This window comes from Sphingobium sp. RSMS, from assembly GCF_005406185.4.
Classification (GTDB): domain Bacteria; phylum Pseudomonadota; class Alphaproteobacteria; order Sphingomonadales; family Sphingomonadaceae; genus Sphingobium; species Sphingobium fuliginis.
The window spans coordinates 2,976,819-2,997,706 of the sequence record NZ_CM191257.1; the positions used below are offsets into that span (position 1 = coordinate 2,976,819).

The following is a 20,888-nucleotide window of genomic DNA, read 5'->3' on the forward strand; positions in this document are numbered from 1 at the left end:
AAGGCGGGATCACGCTATGCCCTGGTCCTTCAGCCCTGGTTCCTGTGCGGCCAGACGCCCGACCCGTCCGCCGCGCAATCATGCGCGGCATCCCGCACATGCGGCAAGCCGCAGGCCCGGCAGGTGACATAATCGCCCGCCTTCAGCCCATGGCCCACCGCCACGCGCTCGTCGAACACATAGCAGTTGCCCTGCCAAAGGCTGTCCTTTTCGGGCATTTCCTCCAGATAGCGCAGGATGCCGCCGCGCAGATGATAGACCTCCTCAAAACCGCGGGCCCTGACCAGCGCGGTCGATTTCTCGCATCTTATGCCGCCGGTGCAGAACATGGCGATGCGCGGCGTGCAGCCCTCCTCGCGCAGCTTTTCGGCAAAATCGTCGAACCAGGCCGGGAAATCGCGGAAGGAGCGGGTGCCGGGATCTATCGCCCCTTCGAAGCTGCCCACCGACACTTCATAGGCATTGCGCGTATCGATCACGACCGTGTCCGGATCGGCTATCAGGGCGTTCCATTCCACCGGATCGAGATGCGTGCCCGCCTGATGCGCCGGGTCGAGATCGCCCGCGCCCAGCGTCACGATCTCCGCCTTCACCTTCACCTTCATCCGGGCGAAGGGCGGGCTGTCGCCATGGGCATATTTGACGTCGAGATCTGCGCAGCCCGGATATGCCCGGATATGCGCGACCAGCGCCGCAATCGCCCTCTCGCTCCCCGCGACCGTGCCGTTGATCCCCTCCCCAGCGACGATCAGCGTGCCGCAGGTGCCAAGGTCGGCGCAGAGCAGGCGCAAATCGCGGGCAATCGCCTCCGGATCGGCGAAGCTCGCGAAACGGTAAAGCGCGGCAATGGTGAAAGCGGATTCCATGGCAGCGCCCATAGCCGCTTCGCTGCCCTCTTGAAAGCGGCGGGGCAAGGGGGCATAGGCAGGCCATGGTTCCCCTTTCGTTCGCGGGTCATGATTTTCTGGCGTTGGCGGAGGCTGCGCTGTTCTGGCCGGCGCGCTCCGCCCTGCTGGTGGCCGACCTGCATTTCGAAAAGGCAAGCTGGTTCGCCCGATCCGGGCAGTTCCTGCCGCCCCATGACAGCCTGGCGACGCTGGACATGATCGAGATGCTGGTGGAACGGACGGGCGCGCGGGCCGTCTGGTCGCTGGGCGACAGTTTTCACGATGCCGATGGCGCGGCCCGGCTCGATCCGGCGGCGCGGGCAAGACTGGCCGTGTTGACGGACAGGCTCGACTGGGTCTGGATCACCGGCAATCACGATGCCGGCATGGCGCGGACGCCCGGCGGCACGCGTCGCACGGACATGCAGGTGGACGGCATCTGGCTGCGGCATGAGGCGGACCCTGCCGACCCCCGGCCGGAAATATCAGGGCATTTCCACCCCAAGTTCCGCCTGTCCGTGCGCGGACGCCACGTGTCGCGGCGCTGCTTCGTCGGATCGCGGACCAAATTGATTCTGCCTGCCCTTGGCGCCCTGACGGGCGGCCTCGATGCCGGTCATGGCGAGATTCGCCGGGTGATGGGATCGGGTGCGGCCGCCCTGGTGCCGGTCGCCGGCCGTCTGCTGCGTTTTCCCATTGCTTAGGCGGACGTAACGGAAACCGGAATTTAAGCTGTCTCCTTTAGGTGACAGTGCATGAGAATCCGGTCACCATGGGGGATCAAAGCCTCTGAAAAGCAGGCATATCTTGCCTTCATCCTGCTGTGGCAGCATAGTTCGACAATAATTCGACGCGACGCAAAGCCGCGCGGATAAGGAGAGGGAGCATCATCATGAAGAAGAGCCTTTGGCTGATTTCTGCCGGTGCCGTTGCATTGGGCAGCAGCGTTCCGGTCGCATGGGCGCAGGACGGTGGAACCGCGGTCGATCCGGAAAGCGTCAACATCATCGTCACCGCCACCCGACGCGCCAGCCCGCTGTCGGACGTGCCGATCGCCGTGTCCGCCGTGACGGCGCAGGCGATGCAGAATAGCGGCGCGACGGATATTCGCGCGCTCAACCAGCTCGCCCCTTCGCTGCTGCTGTCCTCCACGGGGACAGAGGCCAATGCCTCTGCCCGCATCCGCGGCATCGGCACGGTGGGCGACAATCCGGGGCTGGAAAGCTCGGTCGCGGTGTTCATCGACGGCGTCTATCGCTCGCGCACCGGCGCCGGCCTCAACGAACTGGGTGAGATCGAGCGGGTCGAGGTGCTGCGCGGTCCCCAGGGCACGCTGTTCGGGCGCAACGCCTCCGCCGGCCTCATCAACATCATCAGCAAGGCGCCGGAGTTCAAGCTCGCGGGCAAGGCGGAGATCACTTACGGCAACTATGATTATTGGCGCCTTGCCGGCCGCATCACCGGGCCGATCAGCGATCAGCTGGCGCTGAGCCTGGATGGCGTCTGGTCCAGGCGCGACGGCTTCTACGATCTGGTGAATGCCAGCGGCGCCAAGGTCGGGGAAACCAATGACCGCGACCGCTATTTCCTGCGCGGGCAGGCGTTGTTCGAGCCGAATGACGCGCTCTCCATCCGCCTCATCGGGGATTATACCCATCGCGACGAAAGCTGCTGCGGCGCCGCCTATATGGAGACGCGGGAACGCCGTCCGGTCGCCGGCGGGGGCTACAGCACGGCGCCCTTCAACCGGATCGCCGCCATTCTGGCGGGGCAGGGCAGCGTCTTTGCCGCCGATCCCTATGACCGCGACCTCACCATCACGGCGGGCCGGAATTATGTGAGCAAGCTCAAGGATTGGGGCGTTTCGGGCGAGATCAATTATGATCTGGGCGGCGCCAAGCTGACCAGCATAACCGCCTATCGCGATTACAAGAGCCAGGACTATGGCGATTACGACTATAGCGGGGCCGACCTGCTCTACCGCGATCCCAACACCTATCGCCAGTTCAGGACCTTCACCCAGGAACTCAGAGCGCAGGGATCGGCCTTCAACGATGTGCTCGACTGGCTGGTCGGCGGCTATTATGCGCATGAAAAGCTGACGCTGGAGGATAATATCGTCTTCGGCGCGGACTATGGCCGCTTTGCCGCTTGCCGCCTGATGGCGGGGGCAGGCGCCAACAGCAATTTGACGGCGGCGCAGCTTGCCGCTTGCGGCAGCGGGCTTGCGACGCAGGCGCTGATCGCCGGCACGCAGGCGCAGCTCAACGGCGGTCTCGTCCTTGCCGGCGTTCCAGCCTTGCAGGCCGGGGCGATTTCGACCGGCCTGGGCAATGGTCTCCGCGCGCTGGCGGCGATCCCTTCGGGCACCGGCGACATTGCCTCGCTCTACCATCAGAAGAGCGAGAATTGGGCGTTGTTCACCCATAATATCATCCATATCGCAAAGCAGCTCGATCTGACGCTGGGTCTTCGCTACACCCATGAGAGCAAGCGTTTCTCGGCGGACCTCAACAATAACAACGCCACCTGCGCGGCCTTGCAGGCCTCCAGCCTTCCCGCCATCGCGACCAATGCGCAGCTCGGCAGCGCGGCGGCCCTGGCGGGCGGCATCCTGACCCTGGGCTGTCTCGGCAACGGATCGACCGGGCTGAACGCGCTCGACCTCAATGACAAGATCAGCGATGGGGAGTTTTCCGGCACCGCCGTCCTGTCATGGAAGCCGATCGACGAACTGCTGGTCTATGGCAGCTATTCGAAGGGCTATAAGGCGGGCGGCTACAATCTCGACCGCTTCCAGCTCGGATCGACGGGCCTGAACGCGGTGCCGGCCGTATTCGCGCCGCGCACCAATGCCGACGTCACCAGTCTGCGCTTCGCCGCTGAAAAGGTCGATGCGTTCGAAGTGGGCCTGAAATATACCCAGCCCAAATGGAGCGCCAACATCGCCGCCTTCCGGCAGGAGTTCAAGAATTTCCAGTTGAACACCTTCAACGGCACCAGCTTCGTCGTCCAGAACATCAATGGCTGCGACGGCGCGCTGACGGCGGCGCGGACCTGCGCGGGCGGCGATGTGGGACCCGGCCTGATCAGCCAGGGCGTGGAACTGGAACTGTCGGCAACCCCGGTGCGGAACGTGCGCGTCGCGGGGGGCTTCACCTATGCCCGCGCCAAATTCGCCAACCGCCTGGTCGGCAGCGGCGACGGAACGGTGCCGCTCGATCCGGCGCTGTTCCTGCTGCCGGGTTCGATCAACTCCCAGGCGCCGGAAGTCGTGACAACGGTCAGCGCGTCGTGGACGCCTTCGCTCGGCTCCAACGGCCTGTCGGCGCTTTTCTATATCGACGGGCGCATGAGCAGCGACTTCAACACCGGTTCGGACCTGTTCCCCGAAAAGCGGCAGGACGGCTATGCGGTGTTCAATGCCCGTGTCGGCATTCGCGGGCCGCAGCAGCGTTGGGCGGTTGAATTCTGGGGCCAGAACATCTTCAACCAGGACTATAGCCAGGTCGCCTTCAGCAGCCCGCTACAGTCGAGCAGCCCGTCCACCTCGACCACCGGCCAGTTCGCCCTGGGCGCACCGATGGCGAACCAGTTGATCTCCGCCTATCTGGGCGATCCCCGCACCTACGGCATCACCCTTCGCGGGAGTTTCTGATCATGCCCCTGCCGCTCCCCGGTGCCGGGCGAGCGGCAGGGCGTTCCCCGAACAGGGCCGTGCCGACGCGGATGTGCGTGGCGCCCAGCATGATCGCGGTTTCATAATCCCCCGACATGCCCATGGAGAGCTGTTCCATCCCCTCCTCCCGCGCCATCTTGGCGAGAAGCGCGAAGAAGGGCGCGGGTTCGATGTCGGCCGGCGGCACGCACATCAGGCCCAGCAGCGGAATATCCGCGTCCCGGGCCGATCGGATCAACGCGGGCACGTCGGCAATCGGACAACCGCCTTTTTGCGCTTCCGCACCGATATTGACCTGCACGAAGCAGGGCACCCGCCTGTCCGCCGCGTCCATGGCCTTGGCCAGCGCCGTCAGCATCGACGGCCGGTCGAGCGAATGGATGACATCGAACAGGGCGACCGCGTCGGCCGCCTTGTTCGACTGGAGCTGGCCGACGAGGTGCAGTTGAAGGCCCTCATGCTCCTCCCGCAGGGCAGGCCATTTGCTTTCCGCTTCCTGCACGCGATTTTCCCCGAAGACCCGCTGGCCTGCCGCGATCAACGGGCGGATGGCGTCCGCCGCCTGCGTCTTCGACACGGCGATCAGGGTGATGTCGTCGGCGGTGCGGCCGGTAAGGCGGGCGGCGCGGCCCATGGCGTCGCGTATCTCGGCCAATCGGTTCGCGGCCAGCCGGTCTGCGGCTTCGATGCTGTCGGTCGTCATGGCGGCTGCTATAGGCGATGGCCATGCAACGCCGCCACCGCAAAAAATTGCCGACAATCTGGTTGATGACCGACGAACGCATCGGGGAGCCTGCCCTGCTGGCTGCTGTCGCCCGTCTGCCCAAGGGGAAGGCGGGAGTCATATTCCGGCACTATCGCACGGCCGCGGCGGAGCGGCACGCCCTGTTCGATCGGATCGCCCGGATTGCCCGAAGGCGGCGGCTGGTGCTGATGCTGGGCGGCACGGCGGCACAGGCGCAGGCCTGGCGTGCCGATGGCTGGCACGGACGTGACCGGCGGCGGGCAGGAAAGGCGCTGCTCCACAGCAGGCCGGTGCATGATGGGCGGGAGATGGCGGAAGCCGTGCGCTGGGGGGCAAATATCGTCCTGCTCTCGCCACTCTTCCCGACGCGCTCGCATCCCGGTTCACCCCTATTGGGGCGAGCGGGCTTCGCCGCCCTGGCCCGGCTTGCTCCTATGCCGGTAATCGCCCTGGGCGGGGTGAACGCGGCGCATCGGCATATGCTGAAGGCAATCGGCGCTTCCGGCTGGGCCGCCATCGATGGCCTGTCGGGCTGGTGACGGCGGTAAGAGGCGGTGGTCGGCGGGCGACCATCCAAAGGCCGCACCTTACTCTCGCGAGCTGTTTGTCTCCTGCGGATTCCTCCGCAGGGGCATGCCGCGCCGATGGCAGTTCATGACCGATATCCGCCAGCGCTCAGATCAGCCGATCCGCCTCCAACGCCGCCGCCAGGGAATCGCGGCCGCGCGGCATGCGGGCGTGAAGCCGCGCATCGGCTTCCGCCAACCGCTCGACGCCAGCGGTCAGTTGCTCCTCCGATAAGGTGAAGGGCAGGCGGAGGAAGCGCTCGAATGCCCCGCTCACGCCGAAGCGCGGCCCAGGCGCGACACGCACGCCATGACTCTCGGCAATGGCGGCCAGCGCCGTCGCCTCGCCGCGCGGCAGTTCCGCCCAGAGCGACAGGCCGCCGGCAGGGGATTCGGCACGCCAGTGCGGCAGGTGTCGTTCGATCAGCCCCAGCAGATGATCGCGACGCCCCCGCAGGATCCCCGCCCGCGGGCCAAGCCCTTCATCGCTATCGATCAGATGCGCGACGGCAAGCTGCTCCACCACCGGGCTCGCCATGTCCATCGTCGTGCGCAGCCGTCCCAGCGCCGCGACGGTCTGCGGATCGGCGCGAATCCAGCCGACGCGCAGCCCACCCCAGAAGATCTTGCTGGCCGAACCCAGGGTGATGACCTGCCGCCCGGAAGGATCATGCACGGCGACCGGCGGCGGCGGCATATTGTCCAGACCCATCGCCGCCATGGTCTCGTCGATGATCAGCGGCATATGGCTGCGCGTCGCCGCAGCCACCAGCGCGCGGCGGGTGCCCGGGTCCATGCTGCGCCCCGTCGGATTGTGGAAATCCGCGATGATATAGGCGAAGCGCGGACTGGTCTGGCGGAAGGCCGCTTCCATCGCGTCGATGTCCCATCCCTGCGCGGGCAGGCCGACAGGCACCGGCACGACATGGGCGCGCTGCAAGGCCTGGATCGCGTTGTGATAGGTGGGATGGTCGATCACCGCCCGGTCGCCCGGTCCCGCCAGCCAGTGGAGCAACAGCGAAAATCCCTGCTGCGCGCCGTTGGTGACGATGATCTGGTCCGGACTGGTGGGACATCCCCGCCGCTCATAATAGGCGGCGATCGCCCGGCGCAGCGGCGGCAGGCCCAAAGGGTCGTACCCCAGCTCGCCCAGAAAGGCGGGCAGGGCCTCCACCGCGACCTGATAGGCGCGGCCCACGCCCGGCGCGGCCGGCAATGCGGCATGGGTCCAGTTCAGGATATTGCCGCCGTCGATCATGTCGATTTCCGGCAGGGCCTGTTCCATCCGGCCGGGCGGCAGGCGGGTGATGCTGCCCGATCCCTGCCGGCTTTCCAGAAAGCCTTCGTCGCGCAGCCGGTCGAAGGCGGCGGCGATGGTCGTGCGGCTGAGGCCCAGCGCGGCGGCCAGTTCCCGTTCCCCGGGCAGGCGGACGTTCAGGCCGACGCGCCCATCCAGCACCAGCATCCGCAGCGCCTGCGCCAATTGGCGATAGGCGGGCTCCGCGCTGTCTTCGGCGCGCCAGGCGCCCAGCAGGCGAAGCAGGGAAGGCGGCCGCAACAGGGAAGTGGACATGACCATAGGTTCCAATCCGGAAAGGGAGGAGGCCACTTACCCAATAATGGCCATTTTGTAAAAGGCCATTTCGGGTGATTTCAACCGCCATGATGATGCACCGCCGCCTTTTCCAGCTTTTCTGGGGCCTTGGCCTTTACGGCTTCTCCATGGCCCTGATGCTGCGCGCCGATCTGGGGCTCGATCCCTGGGACGTGCTGCATCAGGGATTGGCGCCGCGCCTGGGTCTGAGTTTCGGCATGACGGTCAATCTGGTCGGGGCGATCGTGCTGTTGCTCTGGTGGCCGCTGCGTCAGCGGCCCGGTATCGGCACGGTCTGCAACATTGCGGTGATCGGCACGGCGGTGGACCTCAGCCTGATGATCCTGCCCACGCCGGAGGGCTATGCCATGCGCTTCGCCTGGTTGGCGGCGGGGATCGTCCTCAACGGCATTGCGGGCGGCGCCTATATCGGCGCGGGATTGGGCCCGGGCCCGCGCGACGGGTTGATGACGGGCTTCTGCCGCCGGACCGGATTGCCGGTCAAATGGGTCCGCACCGGTATCGAGATCGGCGTGCTGGCGGTCGGCTGGCTGCTGGGCGGCACGGTGGGCCTCGGCACCCTGCTCTATGCGGCGACGATCGGGTGGATCGTGCACCATGCCTTGCCCTTCTTCGCCATTGCCCCGCGCGAACGCCCTGCGCTTGGCTGATCCGGTTGCCCCCTGACCGGCCGGCATGGAGTCCGCCGGCCGGTCCTTTTATCTCGCGCGGGTATCGACTGTAGCGATTCACGCCATATCTAGGCGCCTCACGATCATGAGGAGAGCCTGGTGGCGACTGACCTGTACGACCTGACCGTTCCCGTCTTCATCCGCGGGCTGCGCAACCTTTCCGCCATTCTGGAGAAGGGCGCCGCCCATGCGGAAGAAAAGGGCATCGATCCACTGACGCTGACGCAGGCGCGCCTGATCGGGGACATGGCTCCGCTCACCGGACAGGTGCAATATGCCAGCGACAGCGCCAAGGGGGCGGTTACACGCATCGGCGGGCTCGATCCGGTTGCCATGCCCGATACGGAGCAGAGCTTTGCCGACCTGCAAGGACGGATCGGCAAGACCATCGCCTTCCTGGAATCCGTGCCTCGCGAGCGGATCGACGGGCGGGAAGATGCGGAAGTGATCCTCAAGGGCCCTCGCGGCGAATTCCGCTTTACCGGACGCAGCCATGCGCTGGGCTTTGCGCTGCCCAATTTCTATTTCCATGTTTCGACCGCCTATGCCCTGCTGCGGCAGGCGGGGGTGCCGCTGAGCAAGATCGATTATCTGGGTGGGATTTAGCGGCCGGGTGGCGACGGCCGTCATAAGGCATTCCCCTCCCGCCTGCGGGAGGGGTTAGGGGCGGCGCACCCCCTAACCCGCGATCAACCGGATGGCGGCGCTCGACACCCAGCCGCTGGGGCAGGGGCCGTCATAGGGCTGCTTGCGATCCACCGGTCCGGACACGCCGCAATCCACCGGGGCCGCGGCATTGTCGGCAGGAGGCTCGGGGACCAGAACGACGCCCATCCATTTCTGGTCGAGGCTGCGGGTGCAGACCCATGCGCGGCTGCCCTCCGCCATGCGGGCGACTTCTCCGGCGTCCGAAAAGGGCGCGGCCCGGACCGCCGCTCCTCCGGCGCCTACGCGCACCGCCTGGCCCATGGCGCCGCAGGCGTCGAGGCGCGGACCGTCCTCCCCAATGGTCACCGGGCGGACGAGGCGCGATTCCAGACGGGTTTCCGGCACCTCCTCCCGCGGTGCGCCGGCAAGCGAACTGTTGGGCAGTTCCTCCAGCACGTCGCTGCTCTTGGAGCAGGCGGCAAGCATCAGGACCAGGGTCAGGATCATGCGCATAGCCGCCTGATAGACCCTGCCCGGCGCAGGCGATAGCCGCCATGTTTCGCTTTAGTTTGCTGGCCCTTTTCCCTATATGCTCGGATATGAGCGAGGAAAGTCAGAACAACCCCAACAGCAATGCCTATGGCGCCGACAGCATCAAGGTCCTGAAAGGGCTGGATGCCGTGCGGAAGCGGCCCGGCATGTATATCGGCGACACCGACGACGGTTCCGGCCTGCATCATATGGTGTTCGAGGTCAGCGACAATGCCATAGACGAGGCGCTGGCCGGCCATTGCGACCGCATCCTGATCACGCTCAATCCCGACGGATCGGTCAGCGTGGAGGATAATGGCCGGGGCATCCCCACCGACATCCACAAGGAAGAGGGCGTCTCAGCGGCCGAGGTCATCATGACCCAGCTCCACGCGGGCGGCAAGTTCGAGAACACGTCGGACGACAACGCCTATAAGGTGTCGGGCGGCCTGCACGGCGTGGGCGTCAGCGTGGTGAACGCGCTCAGCGAATATCTCGACCTCAACATCTGGCGCGACGGCAAGGAGCATTATATGCGCTTTGCCTATGGCGACGCGGTGGCGCCGCTCAGGGTGATCGGGGACGCGCCCGCGGGCAAGAAAGGGACGAAGGTCACTTTCCTCCCCTCGACCGAGAAAGTGCCCGGCGACGGCGGCACGTTCAAGAACCACACCGAATTCGATTTCGAGAAGCTGGAGCATCGCTATCGCGAACTCGCCTTCCTCAATTCCGGCGTGCGGCTGTTCCTGATCGATGCGCGGCATGAGGAGAAGAAGGAGATCGAGCTGTTTTACGAGGGCGGCATCGCGGCCTTCGTGAAGTGGCTGGACCGCAACAAGCAGCCGCTGATGCCCGATCCGATCGCGATTTCGGGCAGCCGCGACGATGTCACCATCGACGTCGCGCTGGAATGGAACGACAGCTATTATGAAAATGTCCTCTGTTTCACGAACAACATCCCGCAACGGGACGGCGGCACCCACCTTGCCGCCTTCCGCGCCGCGCTGACCCGGACGCTCAACAATTATGCGGACAAGTCCGGCCTGTTGAAGAAGGAAAAGGTCTCGCTGACCGGCGAGGATATGCGCGAAGGCCTGACCGCCATCGTGTCGGTCAAGCTGCCCGATCCCAAATTCTCCTCGCAGACCAAGGACAAGCTGGTTTCGTCCGAAGTGCGTCAGCCGCTGGAAAGCCTGATGGCCGACAAGATGGCGGAATGGCTGGAGGAAAATCCCCAGCATGGCCGCATGATCGTGCAGAAGGTGATCGACGCCGCCGCCGCCCGCGAAGCCGCGAAGAAGGCGCGCGAACTCACCCGGCGCAAGGGGGTGATGGACATCGCCTCGCTGCCCGGCAAGCTGGCCGACTGTCAGGAACGCGATCCCGCCAAATCCGAACTCTTCCTGGTGGAGGGTGACTCGGCCGGCGGTTCGGCCAAGCAGGGGCGCAACCGGCATAATCAGGCGATCCTGCCGCTGAAGGGCAAGATCCTGAACGTCGAGCGCGCCCGTTTCGACCGGATGCTGTCGTCCAAGGAAGTCGGCACGCTGATCCAGGCGATGGGCACCGGCATCCGCGACGATTTCAACCTGGAAAAGCTGCGCTACCACAAGATCGTCATCATGACCGACGCCGACGTCGACGGCGCGCATATCCGCACGCTGCTGCTGACCTTCTTCTACCGCCAGATGCCGCAGATCATCGAGGCGGGGCATCTCTTTATCGCCCAGCCGCCGCTCTACAAGGCGACGCGCGGCCGGTCGGAGGTGTATCTCAAGAACGAAGCCGCGCTGGAGCAGTATCTGGTCGACAATGGCGTCGAATCCATGGCGCTGGAAACGACCGGCGGCATGCGGTCTGGCGAAGACCTGCGCCACTTGATCGAGCATGGCCGGCGGATGCGGGCGGTGATGCGCTATGTGCCGCGCCGCTACAATCCCGCGATCATCGAAGCGCTGGCGATCAACGGCGCGCTCGATCCGGAACTCAGCCATGACGCGCAGGCCGAACGGTTGACGAACACCGTCCGCTGGATGGATGCGCAGGACGAAGAGGGCAGGTGGACCGGCCGGATCGCGGAGGAGGGCGGCTTCCATTTCGAGCGGCTGTGGCGCGGCGTCACCGACCATCACATGATCGAGGCGGGCTTCATCGGGTCGGCCGAAGCGCGCAAGCTGCACGCCATCGCAACCGAGGAGGCGGACAGCTATCGCACCGCCAGCCGTCTGGTCACGGCCAAGGCGGCGGCCGCCGCCGAGGAGGCGGGGGATGACGATCTGCCGGTCGCGACCAAGGGTTCGACGGCGGTCACGCGGCCCAGCGAATTGCTGGAGGCGATCCTCGCTGCCGGGCGCAAGGGGCTGGCGATCCAGCGGTACAAGGGCCTTGGCGAGATGAATGCGGAACAGCTTTGGGAAACCACGCTGGACCCCGATAATCGCTCCATGCTGCGGGTGGAGGTCGAGCAGGCGGACGTTGCCGACGAGATTTTCACGCGGCTGATGGGCGATGTGGTCGAACCGCGGCGCGAGTTCATCCAGGACAATGCGCTGAACGTCGCCAATCTGGACGTCTGATCCGATCTGAAATGAACCGATTGCTTGTTTTTTAAGGCGATTGATTGTTTGTCAGAGCCTATTGCTTGTAGGACTTTACCGAGCTTAGTGGCCCTAACGCTCAATTAGATTGGATGTTGAGGGGCGAGCGATTCGCTTCCCTAACCCCTTACATTCATAGCAGAGGCTTCCTGCATCTGAATGAAAATAGGTGATCTAGCTAAGGCCACTGGAGTAAGCATTCAAACAATAAGGCTCTACGAGAGAGAGGGCCTGATTGAGATTGCTGCACGGTCTTCAGGAAAGTTTCGGCTATTTGCAGCCGAGCACGAAGTGCGCCTTCGCTTCATAAAGCGCCTTCGAGAGCTCGGGTTCTCGTTGGACGATGTCCGAGATCTCCTGATGTTCTCGGCGGGCCGATCAACAGATGGGCCGATTCGGTCGCTGGAACGAATCAAGGAAGAGGCAGAGGCACGGCGAGCTTCGCTCACGAAGCTAATCGAAGGTCTGGCCTCAGTCTGCTTAGGCGAAGCACCGCCGGATTTGATCGAGCGTGTTTTTGAAATCAAGCCTCACAGTTGCTGCGAAAAATGAGGCGGGGGTCGATGCTCACACTATTTTGCGTTTCGCCAGCCATCCTATCTCCTAGACCAAGACAGTTTCACCATGAACCGGTGCTAGGTCGCGTCGACCGCGCACGCTCTGCTCCCGCTGCGAATCGTTGTGAAAGATCGAGAACGTAAAGCTGCCTACTTGGCCGGGGCTTCCGATTCACCTCCATCTTCGCACCGGTCGCCGTCCATTTGGCCGAATTGTTGCTTTTGGCGGCATCTATGGATATCTCAAGCAGAGACGTGCAAGGAGGCTGACTATGGCGAATGAGGATGTGCCGGGAGGTTGACGACTCGGACTGCAAAAAACCCGGGATTGGATCGCCGACCCCGGATTTGGTTTTTTGAGAGGACGTTAATCAGTCTTCGGCCTGAACGTGCCCCCGGATTGAGCCCCTTCAAGCTCGTGTCATAATTGGAACGGTGCCAGGCGCGCGGGCGAAAAAGCTGATCCGGCTTCAAAATCAGCAGAAGTTGCCTCACCGATCGGGATAGGATTAGCGGGCGACAGCCCATGCCCGTCCGTCTACCGCCATCGCTCCACCGATCCATGCCGCCACTTCGCCAGCAGGCGACCTGCTGCAATACTATAGGAGAGAATCACTCTCTTCATGCCCAGGAGGAGGGGATGGCTGACAAAAAAATACGCCAGCTTGGCGAGTTGCTCGCAGAGATGACCCCAGAAAGCCTGCATGACGAGGCCGATTTCGGACCTCCGGTTGGCAATGAGGCTGGTAGCAATCAGATGATCGCCAAACGAATTGCCCAGGTGCTTGATTTTGCATCGTCCATTTACCCTGATGCATCGAAGCTGGTTGAATTTATGCGTCGGCGACACCCGATGCTAGACGGTCAATCAGCCCTCGATTGTGCGGTCTCGAGTGATGCGGAAGCGGACCGCGTGATCGATCTGTTAGGCCGTGCGGCATACGGTGGGGGAGTTTAGGTGCCCCAGGCCGATAAGAATCCCATAGCCACTGTGTTTGGGTCTTTGCGCTCAGGCAAGACATTGACGGTCGAGCAGATGCACGCGTGTGTCGAGGGGGCTGCTCGCCAGAAAGTCGTCGAGGATGACGCCGAAAGGCTCAATGGCCCGGCCGTGAGGATCTTCTTCACAATCGCTGATGCTTGGCGGTTAAGTGAGGATGAACAGTTAAGCCTCCTGGCTCTCTCCAGCAAATCGACTCTTCGGCGCTGGAAGGCAGGCACCGCCTTAAGGCTTCACAGGGACACGCTCGAGCGGATCAGTCACGTCCTGGCCATTTTCAAAGCGATCAACATCCTCCTCCCAGTCCCCGATCGAGCCGATGCCTGGCTGCGCGCTCCGAATTATGCCCCCCTGTTCGCCGGTGGCACGGCCGTGCAGCGAATGGTCCGAGGAAATGTCTCGGATCTCTATGTCGTACGGCAATATCTGGACGCTCAGCTTCAGGCAGGGGATACAGATTTGCCTTTGTCATCGCCCAAGGATATATCGAACGAAGATGCACCGGGAGGCTGACCATGGCGAAGAACGAGGATATTCCGGGCGGCTGACGCTCGGAACGAAATGACCGGAAATCGGATCGCCGACCCCGGGTTTCTTTTTTGGCTATTTGGATTTGCGTGTGGAAATTGCGCAGTAGGATCCGTCAGATTTTGCGGATCGGCCCTGGATATTGAGCGACCAGGTCGTCAGCAGTGAGTAGGGTGATACCCTCTACCATCGACTGGGCGATCAGGAGCCTCCGGATCGTCCCAGAGCGCGCCGCTGCGTAGGCGCGTCGCATCCCACCAAGCTTCAGCCGAGGCGATATCCGCCCCGACACGCAAAATGTCGAAGGGCTTGCAAACCAGTCGTCCTTGTATGCAAAATCTGGTTTGTGTCCGCACCGAAAAAGCTGAACCACACCGGGGCTGCGGCGGTAAACGAGCGGGACGCCACCCCAACTCCAGAGCCGCTGATGTGTTCCAGCGAAGTCCTCTTCCGCGCCTTCGCTCCCATCGGCGACGAACACGAAGGCTTGGGCAGGACCGTTGCCCCCATCAGGAGCCGCTTCGAAAAACACGGCATGAGCGCCATATTCGGCCGCCTTCTCCATCGTCGCGACTTCGCGAGTTGGGCGCCCGGACCGATCGTATCCGTCGACGAGCACAAGACCGTCGGGATATCCGCTCGGCACGGCCGACGGCAGAAGCCATCCGATGCGATCAAGCGATTTCATTGTGGTAGGAGCCGCGCTCATTTCGAGCCCTTATGCTCTTGCTTGCTGAGTTCAAAACCCTCCCGCAGGAGGTCGAGCATCGTCATGCCTCGCTGAGCGGCATAGACCTTGTACGCCCGCTTGAAATCGTCGGGGACTTTGAAGTTCAACGTCTGAAGGTCGGCTGACGGCGACTTGCCACGCCCCTTCTCCCGCACGCTGCTGCCCTCCCGCATTTCACCCATCCAGTCGATAATCCTCACCTAATGATAGCGACGTTGCGGGGACACTGAAAGAACGAAAACTGTTTATCCGTTAAAACTGAAAAACTTATTTCCCGAAATCTGGAAATCCGTGTTTCAGTGTTTCTGTGTTAGCGTCATCGAAACAAGCTGGAATGAAAGGGCTGCGGATGATCACCCCCGATGGCCCTTCGCCATCGAGGGCATGATCGCGCGCAACACTGTCCGGCCATGCAGTTGCGATTGACTTGCATTAGAAGAGGTCATTCGCTAGCGCGCCTCCCATAAAGGGGTGTATTCATGCGTTTAGCCATTTCGACTCTGCTCTCCACCACCGCGCTCCTCGTTGCGACCACCGCCCACGCGCAATCCGTGCCCGCCGAAGCGGAGGCCGAAGGGGCGATCATCGTTACAGCTGCGCGCAGCATCCTTCCGGCCAACGCGCTGCCCCTGACGATCGATGTGGTCGACAAGGAGACGCTCGACCAGCAACTCGCCATCTCCGGCTCGGTCACGGATGCGATCGCGACCTTGACTCCCTCCTTCTCGCCGACCCGCCAGAAGCTCTCCGGCGCAGGCGAAACCCTGCGCGGCCGCTCTCCGCTCTACGCGATCAACGGCATCCCACAGTCGACCCCGCTGCGCGACGGCGCTCGCGACGGCTTCACCATCGACGGTTTCTTCGTCGACCGGGTCGAGCTGATCTTCGGCTCGAACGCGCTGCAGGGCATCGGCGGCACCGGCGGCATCGTCAACCAGGTCACGGTTGGCGCCCCGACGAAGGAGGGTCTGGGCGGCCGGGTGCTCTTGCAGGGCTCCGCCGACAACAAGTTCCACTCTGACGGCTTCGGCGGGAAGGCCGGTGGCCTGTTGCAGTACAAGGCTGGCGACTTCGACGCTACGATCGGGGCCACCTATGAGAAGCGTGGCGTGTTCTACGACGGACAGGATCGTCGCGTCGGCCTCAACCTGACACAGGGCGAAACACAGGATTCGCGCACGACCAATTTCTTCGCTCGGCTGGGCTATGCGACTTCCGCGACCGGCCGCATCGACCTGATTGCAAGCCGCTTCGAACTCAAGGGCGAGGGGGATTTCGTGGCGGTCGCCGGCAACCGCCTCACCGGTCTGCCCACCGGCGCGGTACACGGCACGCCTCCTGGCGAGCCGGCCGCCAACCGCACCGAAAGCATCGCCCTGTCCTACACGGACAGCGACCTTCTGGGCGGCAATTTCATCAGCCAGTTTTTCTTCAATCGCTCGCGCGACACGTTCGGCGGCGAGGTCGCGCCGATCGCGACGTTCCAGGACCCGGCCCTCGCCCCCGTTAACACACTGTTCGACCAATCGCAGAACCGCTCGCGCAAGATCGGCGCCAAGTTCAGCTATGAGCGCGCGGTGCCGGGCTTCGAGGCGCTGACCGCGACGCTCGGCTTCGACGCGCTGTTGGACAAGACCGAGCAGCGGCTGATCGCCACCGACCGCGTCTGGGTGCCGCCGGCCGAGTTCAGCAGCCTCGCCCCCTTCGCGCAGGCCAACCTCAAGCTGTTTGACGGTCTGGTGCGCGTCGCCGGCGGTGCGCGCTGGGAGAATGTCCAGATCAAGATCGACGACTATCATACCCTGGCGTCGACGACCTTCGTTGCTTGCCCGACCAATCGGCCGCCCACGACGCCATGCGGCAACTCCACCTATGGCGGGGTCGCCGTCGCCGGCGGCAAGCCCAAATTCGATGACCTGCTGCTGAATGGCGGTGTCATCATCGAGCCGTGGAAAGGCATCCGCGCCTATGCGAGCTATGCCGAGGGCTATACCGCGCCGGACGTCGGCCGCATCGCGCGGTCGGTAAACCTGACCGGCATCGACATCGATTCCTATCTCGCCATCGAGCCGATCGTGTCGAACAACCGCGAGATCGGCGTGGAAGTGAAGCGCGGACCCATAGACGCGTCGGCTACCTATTTCTGGTCGTCGAGCGACAAGGGCCAGTTGCTCGTCCCGGGCCTGGGCCGCAACTTCGACGTCCAACGCCAGCGCATCGAGATCGAGGGCATTGAGGTCAATCTGCGCACCGAAACGCCAGTCGAGGGACTGAAACTGGGCGTCGGCTATGCCCATATTGACGGACGCTACGACAATAATGCGGACGGAAGGGTGGATACCGATCTTGATGGCGTGAACATCTCGCCCGACCGCGTCAACCTGTCGGCTAACTATAATCGCGGCCCTGTTTCGGCGATCGTGCAGACGCAATTCTTCCTGTCGCGCACTTTCCACGCCGATGCGGGCAGGCCACAGCCGGACCAGCGCAACAATTTCGGCGGTTACAACATCACCGACGCGAGTATTCGCTACCAGACCGGCCTTGGCGGTCTGCGCCTGAGCGTGCAGAATCTGTTCGACAAATTCTACATCGACTATAGCAGCGACACGCGGTTGCCGACCGACAATCTCGCTTATTTCGCGGGACGCGGTCGCACCTTCACGCTGAGCTGGGACTATGCTTTTTGAAGACGCTTGATCTCCTGCACCGCTGGATCGGCGGAGTGATCGGCCTCATTCTGGCGGTGCTGGGGTTTTCGGGCGCGTTGCTGTTGCACAAGGATGCCTGGATCCTGTTGCCCCACGCATCCGACGTTCAAGTGCAGGGGACGGGCGTGATCGCCGCGACGGTCGAACGGATCATGGCCGATCCTGCCACCCGGCCGGAGATGATCACCTTCGCTGGCCCCGATTTCGGCCTCAACCGGCTGCGTTTCGCGGACGGAACGGGCGCCTACACCGATCAGGCGGGCAATCTCGTCACGCGCTGGAACAGCCAGTGGGAACGGCCGGAACTCTGGCTGTTCGACCTGCATCATCATCTGTTTGCGGGCGACACAGGCGAAACCGTGATAGGCGTCGCAGCGATTGCCGGGCTGTTCTTCGTCATCTCCGGCATCCTGTTGTGGACGCGCACGCGCAAGACGTTCGAGTTCCGTCTGGTCCCCAAGCGTATCAGCCGACCCGCGATCTTGCGCCATCATCGCGATCTGGGCGTGGTCGCGGCACCGTTGTTGATCCTGGCGTTCCTGACAGGCGCCATATTGGTATTCCGCCCCATGGCCGCGCTGATCCTTGGGCCCACCGCGCCCGCGCAGATCGACGCCAGCCTGAAGGCACCCAAAGCCCCTGTCGTGCGGCTCGCCGCGAAGCATGACTGGCGCGCTATCATCGAAGAGGCGCGAATCCGTTTTACCGATGCCGAGATACGCAGCCTGTCGGTGCCCCGGCAAGGCAGCGGTCTTATCACCCTGCGCATGAAGAAATCGGACGAGTGGCTGCCAAACGGGCGCACCACCCTATGGTTTGCGGCGGACAACGATCGCCTGGTCAAAGCCCGCGATGCCTCTCGCCTGCCTGAGGCCGTGAAAATCTACAATATGCTCTATCCGCTTCACGCCGCCAAGGTGGGGGGCTTGAGCTATCGGCTGATAATGACCTTTGCCGGGTTGGCATTGGGCCTGCTGGGGACGTTAACGACGTGGTCTTTCTGGTTCCCGAGGAAAGGCGCGGCCCGCTCGGTGTCTCGATTGGCGGGGATGCAACGCTGAGATCGGCCAGACGGACGCACGAGTCTATGCTCGCTTTGTCGTGATGATGTTCGCGTCACAGACGATGCTTGAGCGATCGACCCTTCTTGGCGGTTCAGCGGCCAGTTCTTGATCCCTAGAGTATCCGTGATGATCAAGCTGGAGATTGCGTCCAGCATCGATCGGCTTTGAGCAGGGCGTTCGCGGTGACGACGAGCTTTCGCATGACGGCGGTGATGGCGATCTTGGCGGGCTTCCCGGCAGTAACGAGCTGCTGATATTTTGCCTTGAGATCGGGATTGTACCGGGCGGCGACGAGGGCCGGCATATAGAGAGCCTGCCGCACGTTGGCGCGTCCGCCACGGATGAAGCTCTTGCCTTTCCATTGTCCGGACTGTCGAGCGACGGGGGCGAGACCGGCGAGGGATGCGGCCTGCTTGTTCTCGAGGCTGCCGAGTTCGGGCATGGTGGCGATGAGCTGGTTGGCGGTCAGCGTTCCGACGCCGGCGATGCTGGTGAGGATCTCATGCCGGCGGGCGAGCGCAGCATCGGCGGCGATCAGGTTGGCGATCTCGGTATCGAGCGCCTCGATATGCCGATCGATCTGCTCGAGCCGCTGCCGGCACTGGCGCTTGAGGAAGGCGATGGTGAGGTTCTTCTCGCGATTCTTGAGCGCGGTGCGATCGCGCACGAGGCCGTCTCGGGCATTGATGAGCTCCGCCATCTGCGCCTGCTGTGCGCTTCGAGCGGGTCTGACCGGCGGCTGCAAGGTGGCCGCCATACGGGCCAGCAACATGGCATCGATGCGATCGGTCTTGGCCAGAGTGCCAGTCGCTTGGGCGAAGCGCCGGGCGCGCTCTGGGTTGAGCTTAACGCAGGGCCAGTCGGCCAGAGCCGCCTCCAGCGCTCGATGGTAGGTTGCGGTTGCCTCATAGGCGATCCGCTCGACCGGCCATTGTCGCAGCCAGGCGATCAGCGCCTTGTGGCCCTTGGCGGTGTTGGCGAACTGGCGTTCGGCGCCGGCAGGGTGGACATGGCAGTCGAGGCTCGCTTTGGAGATGTCGATGCCGATCGTCTGTGGTAGATTGTCGCTCATCTTTTCCGCTATCCCATGCTTGTCATCCGGGTCCAAAACCCCGGTATCCGTTCGGGCCTGATGGAAAAGAAAGGGGCGATCCTACTCTAGCCCGGTCCCACAACGACCGGCGTTTTCACGATCCGTCCCCTTCCGCCCGGGCCGGGGTGGCCACCCCGGCCCGGGCAATCCAGCATGGCCCAAACGGACCGCAATGTCATAAGACAAGTCGTTCCGGAGTTGGAAGAATCAGGGGGATTCCGTTAGGTTCGGCTTTGTGATCAAGCTGGCCACTGGTTGGGAGGCCAGCATGGATGAGGCCATTATCGGGGGATTTGCGGGTTCGCTTTTGTCGTGCGCTGGATCGAGGCTTATCGGCGCGGGCGGCGGCCCGATTGTTTGAGGTGAGCGCGGCGACCGGGGTTCGCTGGGCCAAGGCGTGGCGGACGACGGGATCGGTTGAGCCGGGCAAGGTGAGCGGTCACATGCGGCCGCTACTGGAAGGCGAGCGCGCGTGGCTGCTGGCGCGGATCGAGCAGGACAAGGACGCGACGCTGCACGAACTTTTGGCGATGCTGCGCGCGGAGCGGGGCGTCGTGGTGAGCTGCGACACGCTGTGGCGGTATCTTCGGCGCTTGGGCAAGACGTTTAAAAAAAGACGCTCTTCGCCAAGGAGCAGGACCGCCCGGACGTCGCCCGCCGCCGTGCCCGCTGGTTCTGGCTCCAGCGCCGAATAGACCCGAGGCGCATGGTCTTCATCGACGAGACCTGGGCAAAAACGAACATGACGCGCACCCATGGCTGGGCGACCAAGGGCGAGCCGCTGATCGACAAGGTGCCGCATGGGCACTGGAAAACGCTGACCTTCATCGCCGGCCTCAAGCACGATGGCATCGTCGCGCCTTGCGTGCTCGACGGGCCGATCAACGGGACAAGCTTCACCGCCTGGGTCGAGCAGTTCCTGATACCCGAGCTCGAACCGGGAGCCATCGTCGTCATCGATAATCTCGGCAGCCACAAAGGCGCCAAGGTCCGCAAGCTCCTCAAAGCGGCAGGCATCAAGCTCTTCTTCCTGCCGCCCTACTCGCCCGATCTCAACCCGATCGAGAAAGCATGGCGTTGGAACCTCTGAGTCACAGGTTCATTTAGTGCCGCAGGTGGGCCATAGTGCGCTTCTGAACCTGGCCCGCTGGATTGCGAGGCGTGGCGATGTCATATCGGAAGAACATCCATTGGACGGATCTGCCGACGGATCGACGTCGGCGGCTTGTGGTCATTCTGGGGGAACTGATCCAGCGACGATTATCC

General features: G+C 63.6%; 18 protein-coding genes and 1 pseudogene. 12 read left to right on the plus strand and 7 right to left on the minus strand.

The window, feature by feature from the left end; all coding sequences use genetic code 11:
- Positions 1 to 29: 29 nt before the first annotated feature.
- Positions 30 to 866: an oxygen-dependent tRNA uridine(34) hydroxylase TrhO gene (trhO, locus tag EGM87_RS14515; protein ID WP_503345415.1), complete on the minus strand. Its 837-nt coding sequence runs from the start codon at positions 864 to 866 to the stop codon at positions 30 to 32.
- 65 nt (positions 867 to 931) lie between these two features.
- On the opposite strand from trhO, the gene pdeM reads away from it, so the two are divergent.
- On the plus strand, positions 932 to 1,591 hold the full coding sequence (pdeM, locus tag EGM87_RS14520) for a ligase-associated DNA damage response endonuclease PdeM (RefSeq protein WP_025549630.1): 660 nt from the start codon (positions 932 to 934) through the stop codon (positions 1,589 to 1,591).
- A 188-nt stretch (positions 1,592 to 1,779) separates the two neighbouring features.
- The gene (locus EGM87_RS14525) at positions 1,780 to 4,545 is read left to right on the plus strand and encodes a TonB-dependent receptor (protein WP_137710053.1); all 2,766 of its coding nucleotides are present in this window, start codon (positions 1,780 to 1,782) and stop codon (positions 4,543 to 4,545) included.
- On the opposite strand, the gene EGM87_RS14530 is transcribed toward EGM87_RS14525, so the two are convergent.
- A complete protein-coding gene (locus EGM87_RS14530) occupies positions 4,523 to 5,269 on the minus strand; it encodes a YggS family pyridoxal phosphate-dependent enzyme (protein ID WP_099185546.1) in 747 nt (248 codons plus the stop codon). The genes EGM87_RS14525 and EGM87_RS14530 overlap by 23 nt on opposite strands.
- Before the next feature lie 17 nt (positions 5,270 to 5,286).
- On the opposite strand from EGM87_RS14530, the gene EGM87_RS14535 reads away from it, so the two are divergent.
- On the plus strand, positions 5,287 to 5,850 hold the full coding sequence (locus tag EGM87_RS14535) for a thiamine phosphate synthase (protein WP_137710052.1): 564 nt from the start codon (positions 5,287 to 5,289) through the stop codon (positions 5,848 to 5,850).
- A gap of 136 nt (positions 5,851 to 5,986) precedes the next feature.
- Here EGM87_RS14535 and yczR read toward each other — a convergent pair whose 3' ends face one another.
- Complete coding sequence (gene yczR / locus EGM87_RS14540; RefSeq protein ID WP_137710051.1) at positions 5,987 to 7,450, minus strand: MocR-like transcription factor YczR; 1,464 nt, start codon at positions 7,448 to 7,450, stop codon at positions 5,987 to 5,989.
- Positions 7,451 to 7,539: 89 nt separating this feature from the next.
- On the opposite strand from yczR, the gene yczE reads away from it, so the two are divergent.
- Positions 7,540 to 8,142 (plus strand): membrane protein YczE, encoded by a 603-nt coding sequence (yczE, locus tag EGM87_RS14545; protein WP_137710050.1) that lies wholly within the window; start codon positions 7,540 to 7,542, stop codon positions 8,140 to 8,142.
- A gap of 120 nt (positions 8,143 to 8,262) precedes the next feature.
- Complete coding sequence (locus EGM87_RS14550; protein ID WP_048577330.1) at positions 8,263 to 8,769, plus strand: DUF1993 domain-containing protein; 507 nt, start codon at positions 8,263 to 8,265, stop codon at positions 8,767 to 8,769.
- A gap of 72 nt (positions 8,770 to 8,841) precedes the next feature.
- On the opposite strand, the gene EGM87_RS14555 is transcribed toward EGM87_RS14550, so the two are convergent.
- Positions 8,842 to 9,324, minus strand: a complete 483-nt coding sequence (locus tag EGM87_RS14555; RefSeq protein ID WP_137710049.1) for a hypothetical protein — start codon at positions 9,322 to 9,324, stop codon at positions 8,842 to 8,844.
- Between the two features lie 86 nt (positions 9,325 to 9,410).
- Here EGM87_RS14555 and gyrB point away from each other — a divergent pair, with 86 nt between their 5' ends.
- From gyrB to EGM87_RS14575, 4 genes are all read left to right on the plus strand, one after another.
- Positions 9,411 to 11,918, plus strand: a complete 2,508-nt coding sequence (gene gyrB / locus EGM87_RS14560; RefSeq protein WP_099185548.1) for a DNA topoisomerase (ATP-hydrolyzing) subunit B — start codon at positions 9,411 to 9,413, stop codon at positions 11,916 to 11,918.
- Between the two features lie 180 nt (positions 11,919 to 12,098).
- Entirely contained in the window at positions 12,099 to 12,491 is a 393-nt protein-coding gene (locus EGM87_RS14565) for a MerR family transcriptional regulator (protein ID WP_137710048.1), read from the plus strand.
- Positions 12,492 to 13,136: 645 nt separating this feature from the next.
- On the plus strand, positions 13,137 to 13,454 hold the full coding sequence (locus tag EGM87_RS14570) for an antitoxin Xre/MbcA/ParS toxin-binding domain-containing protein (protein ID WP_137710047.1): 318 nt from the start codon (positions 13,137 to 13,139) through the stop codon (positions 13,452 to 13,454).
- Between the two features lie 63 nt (positions 13,455 to 13,517).
- On the plus strand, positions 13,518 to 14,009 hold the full coding sequence (locus tag EGM87_RS14575) for an antitoxin Xre-like helix-turn-helix domain-containing protein (protein WP_316252051.1): 492 nt from the start codon (positions 13,518 to 13,520) through the stop codon (positions 14,007 to 14,009).
- Between the two features lie 130 nt (positions 14,010 to 14,139).
- On the opposite strand, the gene EGM87_RS14580 is transcribed toward EGM87_RS14575, so the two are convergent.
- Together EGM87_RS14580 and EGM87_RS14585 are read right to left on the minus strand one after the other, a co-directional pair.
- On the minus strand, positions 14,140 to 14,733 hold the full coding sequence (locus EGM87_RS14580) for a PIN domain-containing protein (protein ID WP_216614562.1): 594 nt from the start codon (positions 14,731 to 14,733) through the stop codon (positions 14,140 to 14,142).
- Entirely contained in the window at positions 14,730 to 14,936 is a 207-nt protein-coding gene (locus EGM87_RS14585) for a hypothetical protein (protein WP_216614563.1), read from the minus strand. Before EGM87_RS14585 ends, EGM87_RS14580 begins: the two co-directional genes overlap by 4 nt.
- Before the next feature lie 297 nt (positions 14,937 to 15,233).
- Here EGM87_RS14585 and EGM87_RS14590 point away from each other — a divergent pair, with 297 nt between their 5' ends.
- Both EGM87_RS14590 and EGM87_RS14595 read left to right on the plus strand, forming a co-directional pair.
- Complete coding sequence (locus tag EGM87_RS14590) at positions 15,234 to 17,444, plus strand: TonB-dependent receptor (RefSeq protein ID WP_137710046.1); 2,211 nt, start codon at positions 15,234 to 15,236, stop codon at positions 17,442 to 17,444.
- Entirely contained in the window at positions 17,441 to 18,526 is a 1,086-nt protein-coding gene (locus EGM87_RS14595) for a PepSY-associated TM helix domain-containing protein (RefSeq protein ID WP_137710045.1), read from the plus strand. Before EGM87_RS14590 ends, EGM87_RS14595 begins: the two co-directional genes overlap by 4 nt.
- A 133-nt stretch (positions 18,527 to 18,659) precedes the next feature.
- Here the strand turns inward: EGM87_RS14595 and EGM87_RS14600 are convergent, their stop codons facing one another.
- Positions 18,660 to 19,601, minus strand: a complete 942-nt coding sequence (locus EGM87_RS14600) for an IS110 family RNA-guided transposase (protein WP_137709083.1) — start codon at positions 19,599 to 19,601, stop codon at positions 18,660 to 18,662.
- A 293-nt stretch (positions 19,602 to 19,894) separates the two neighbouring features.
- Between EGM87_RS14600 and EGM87_RS14605 the strand changes: the two are divergent.
- A pseudogene (locus EGM87_RS14605) lies at positions 19,895 to 20,697 on the plus strand (IS630 family transposase); the annotation flags it as partial.
- Positions 20,698 to 20,888: the final 191 nt, after the last annotated feature.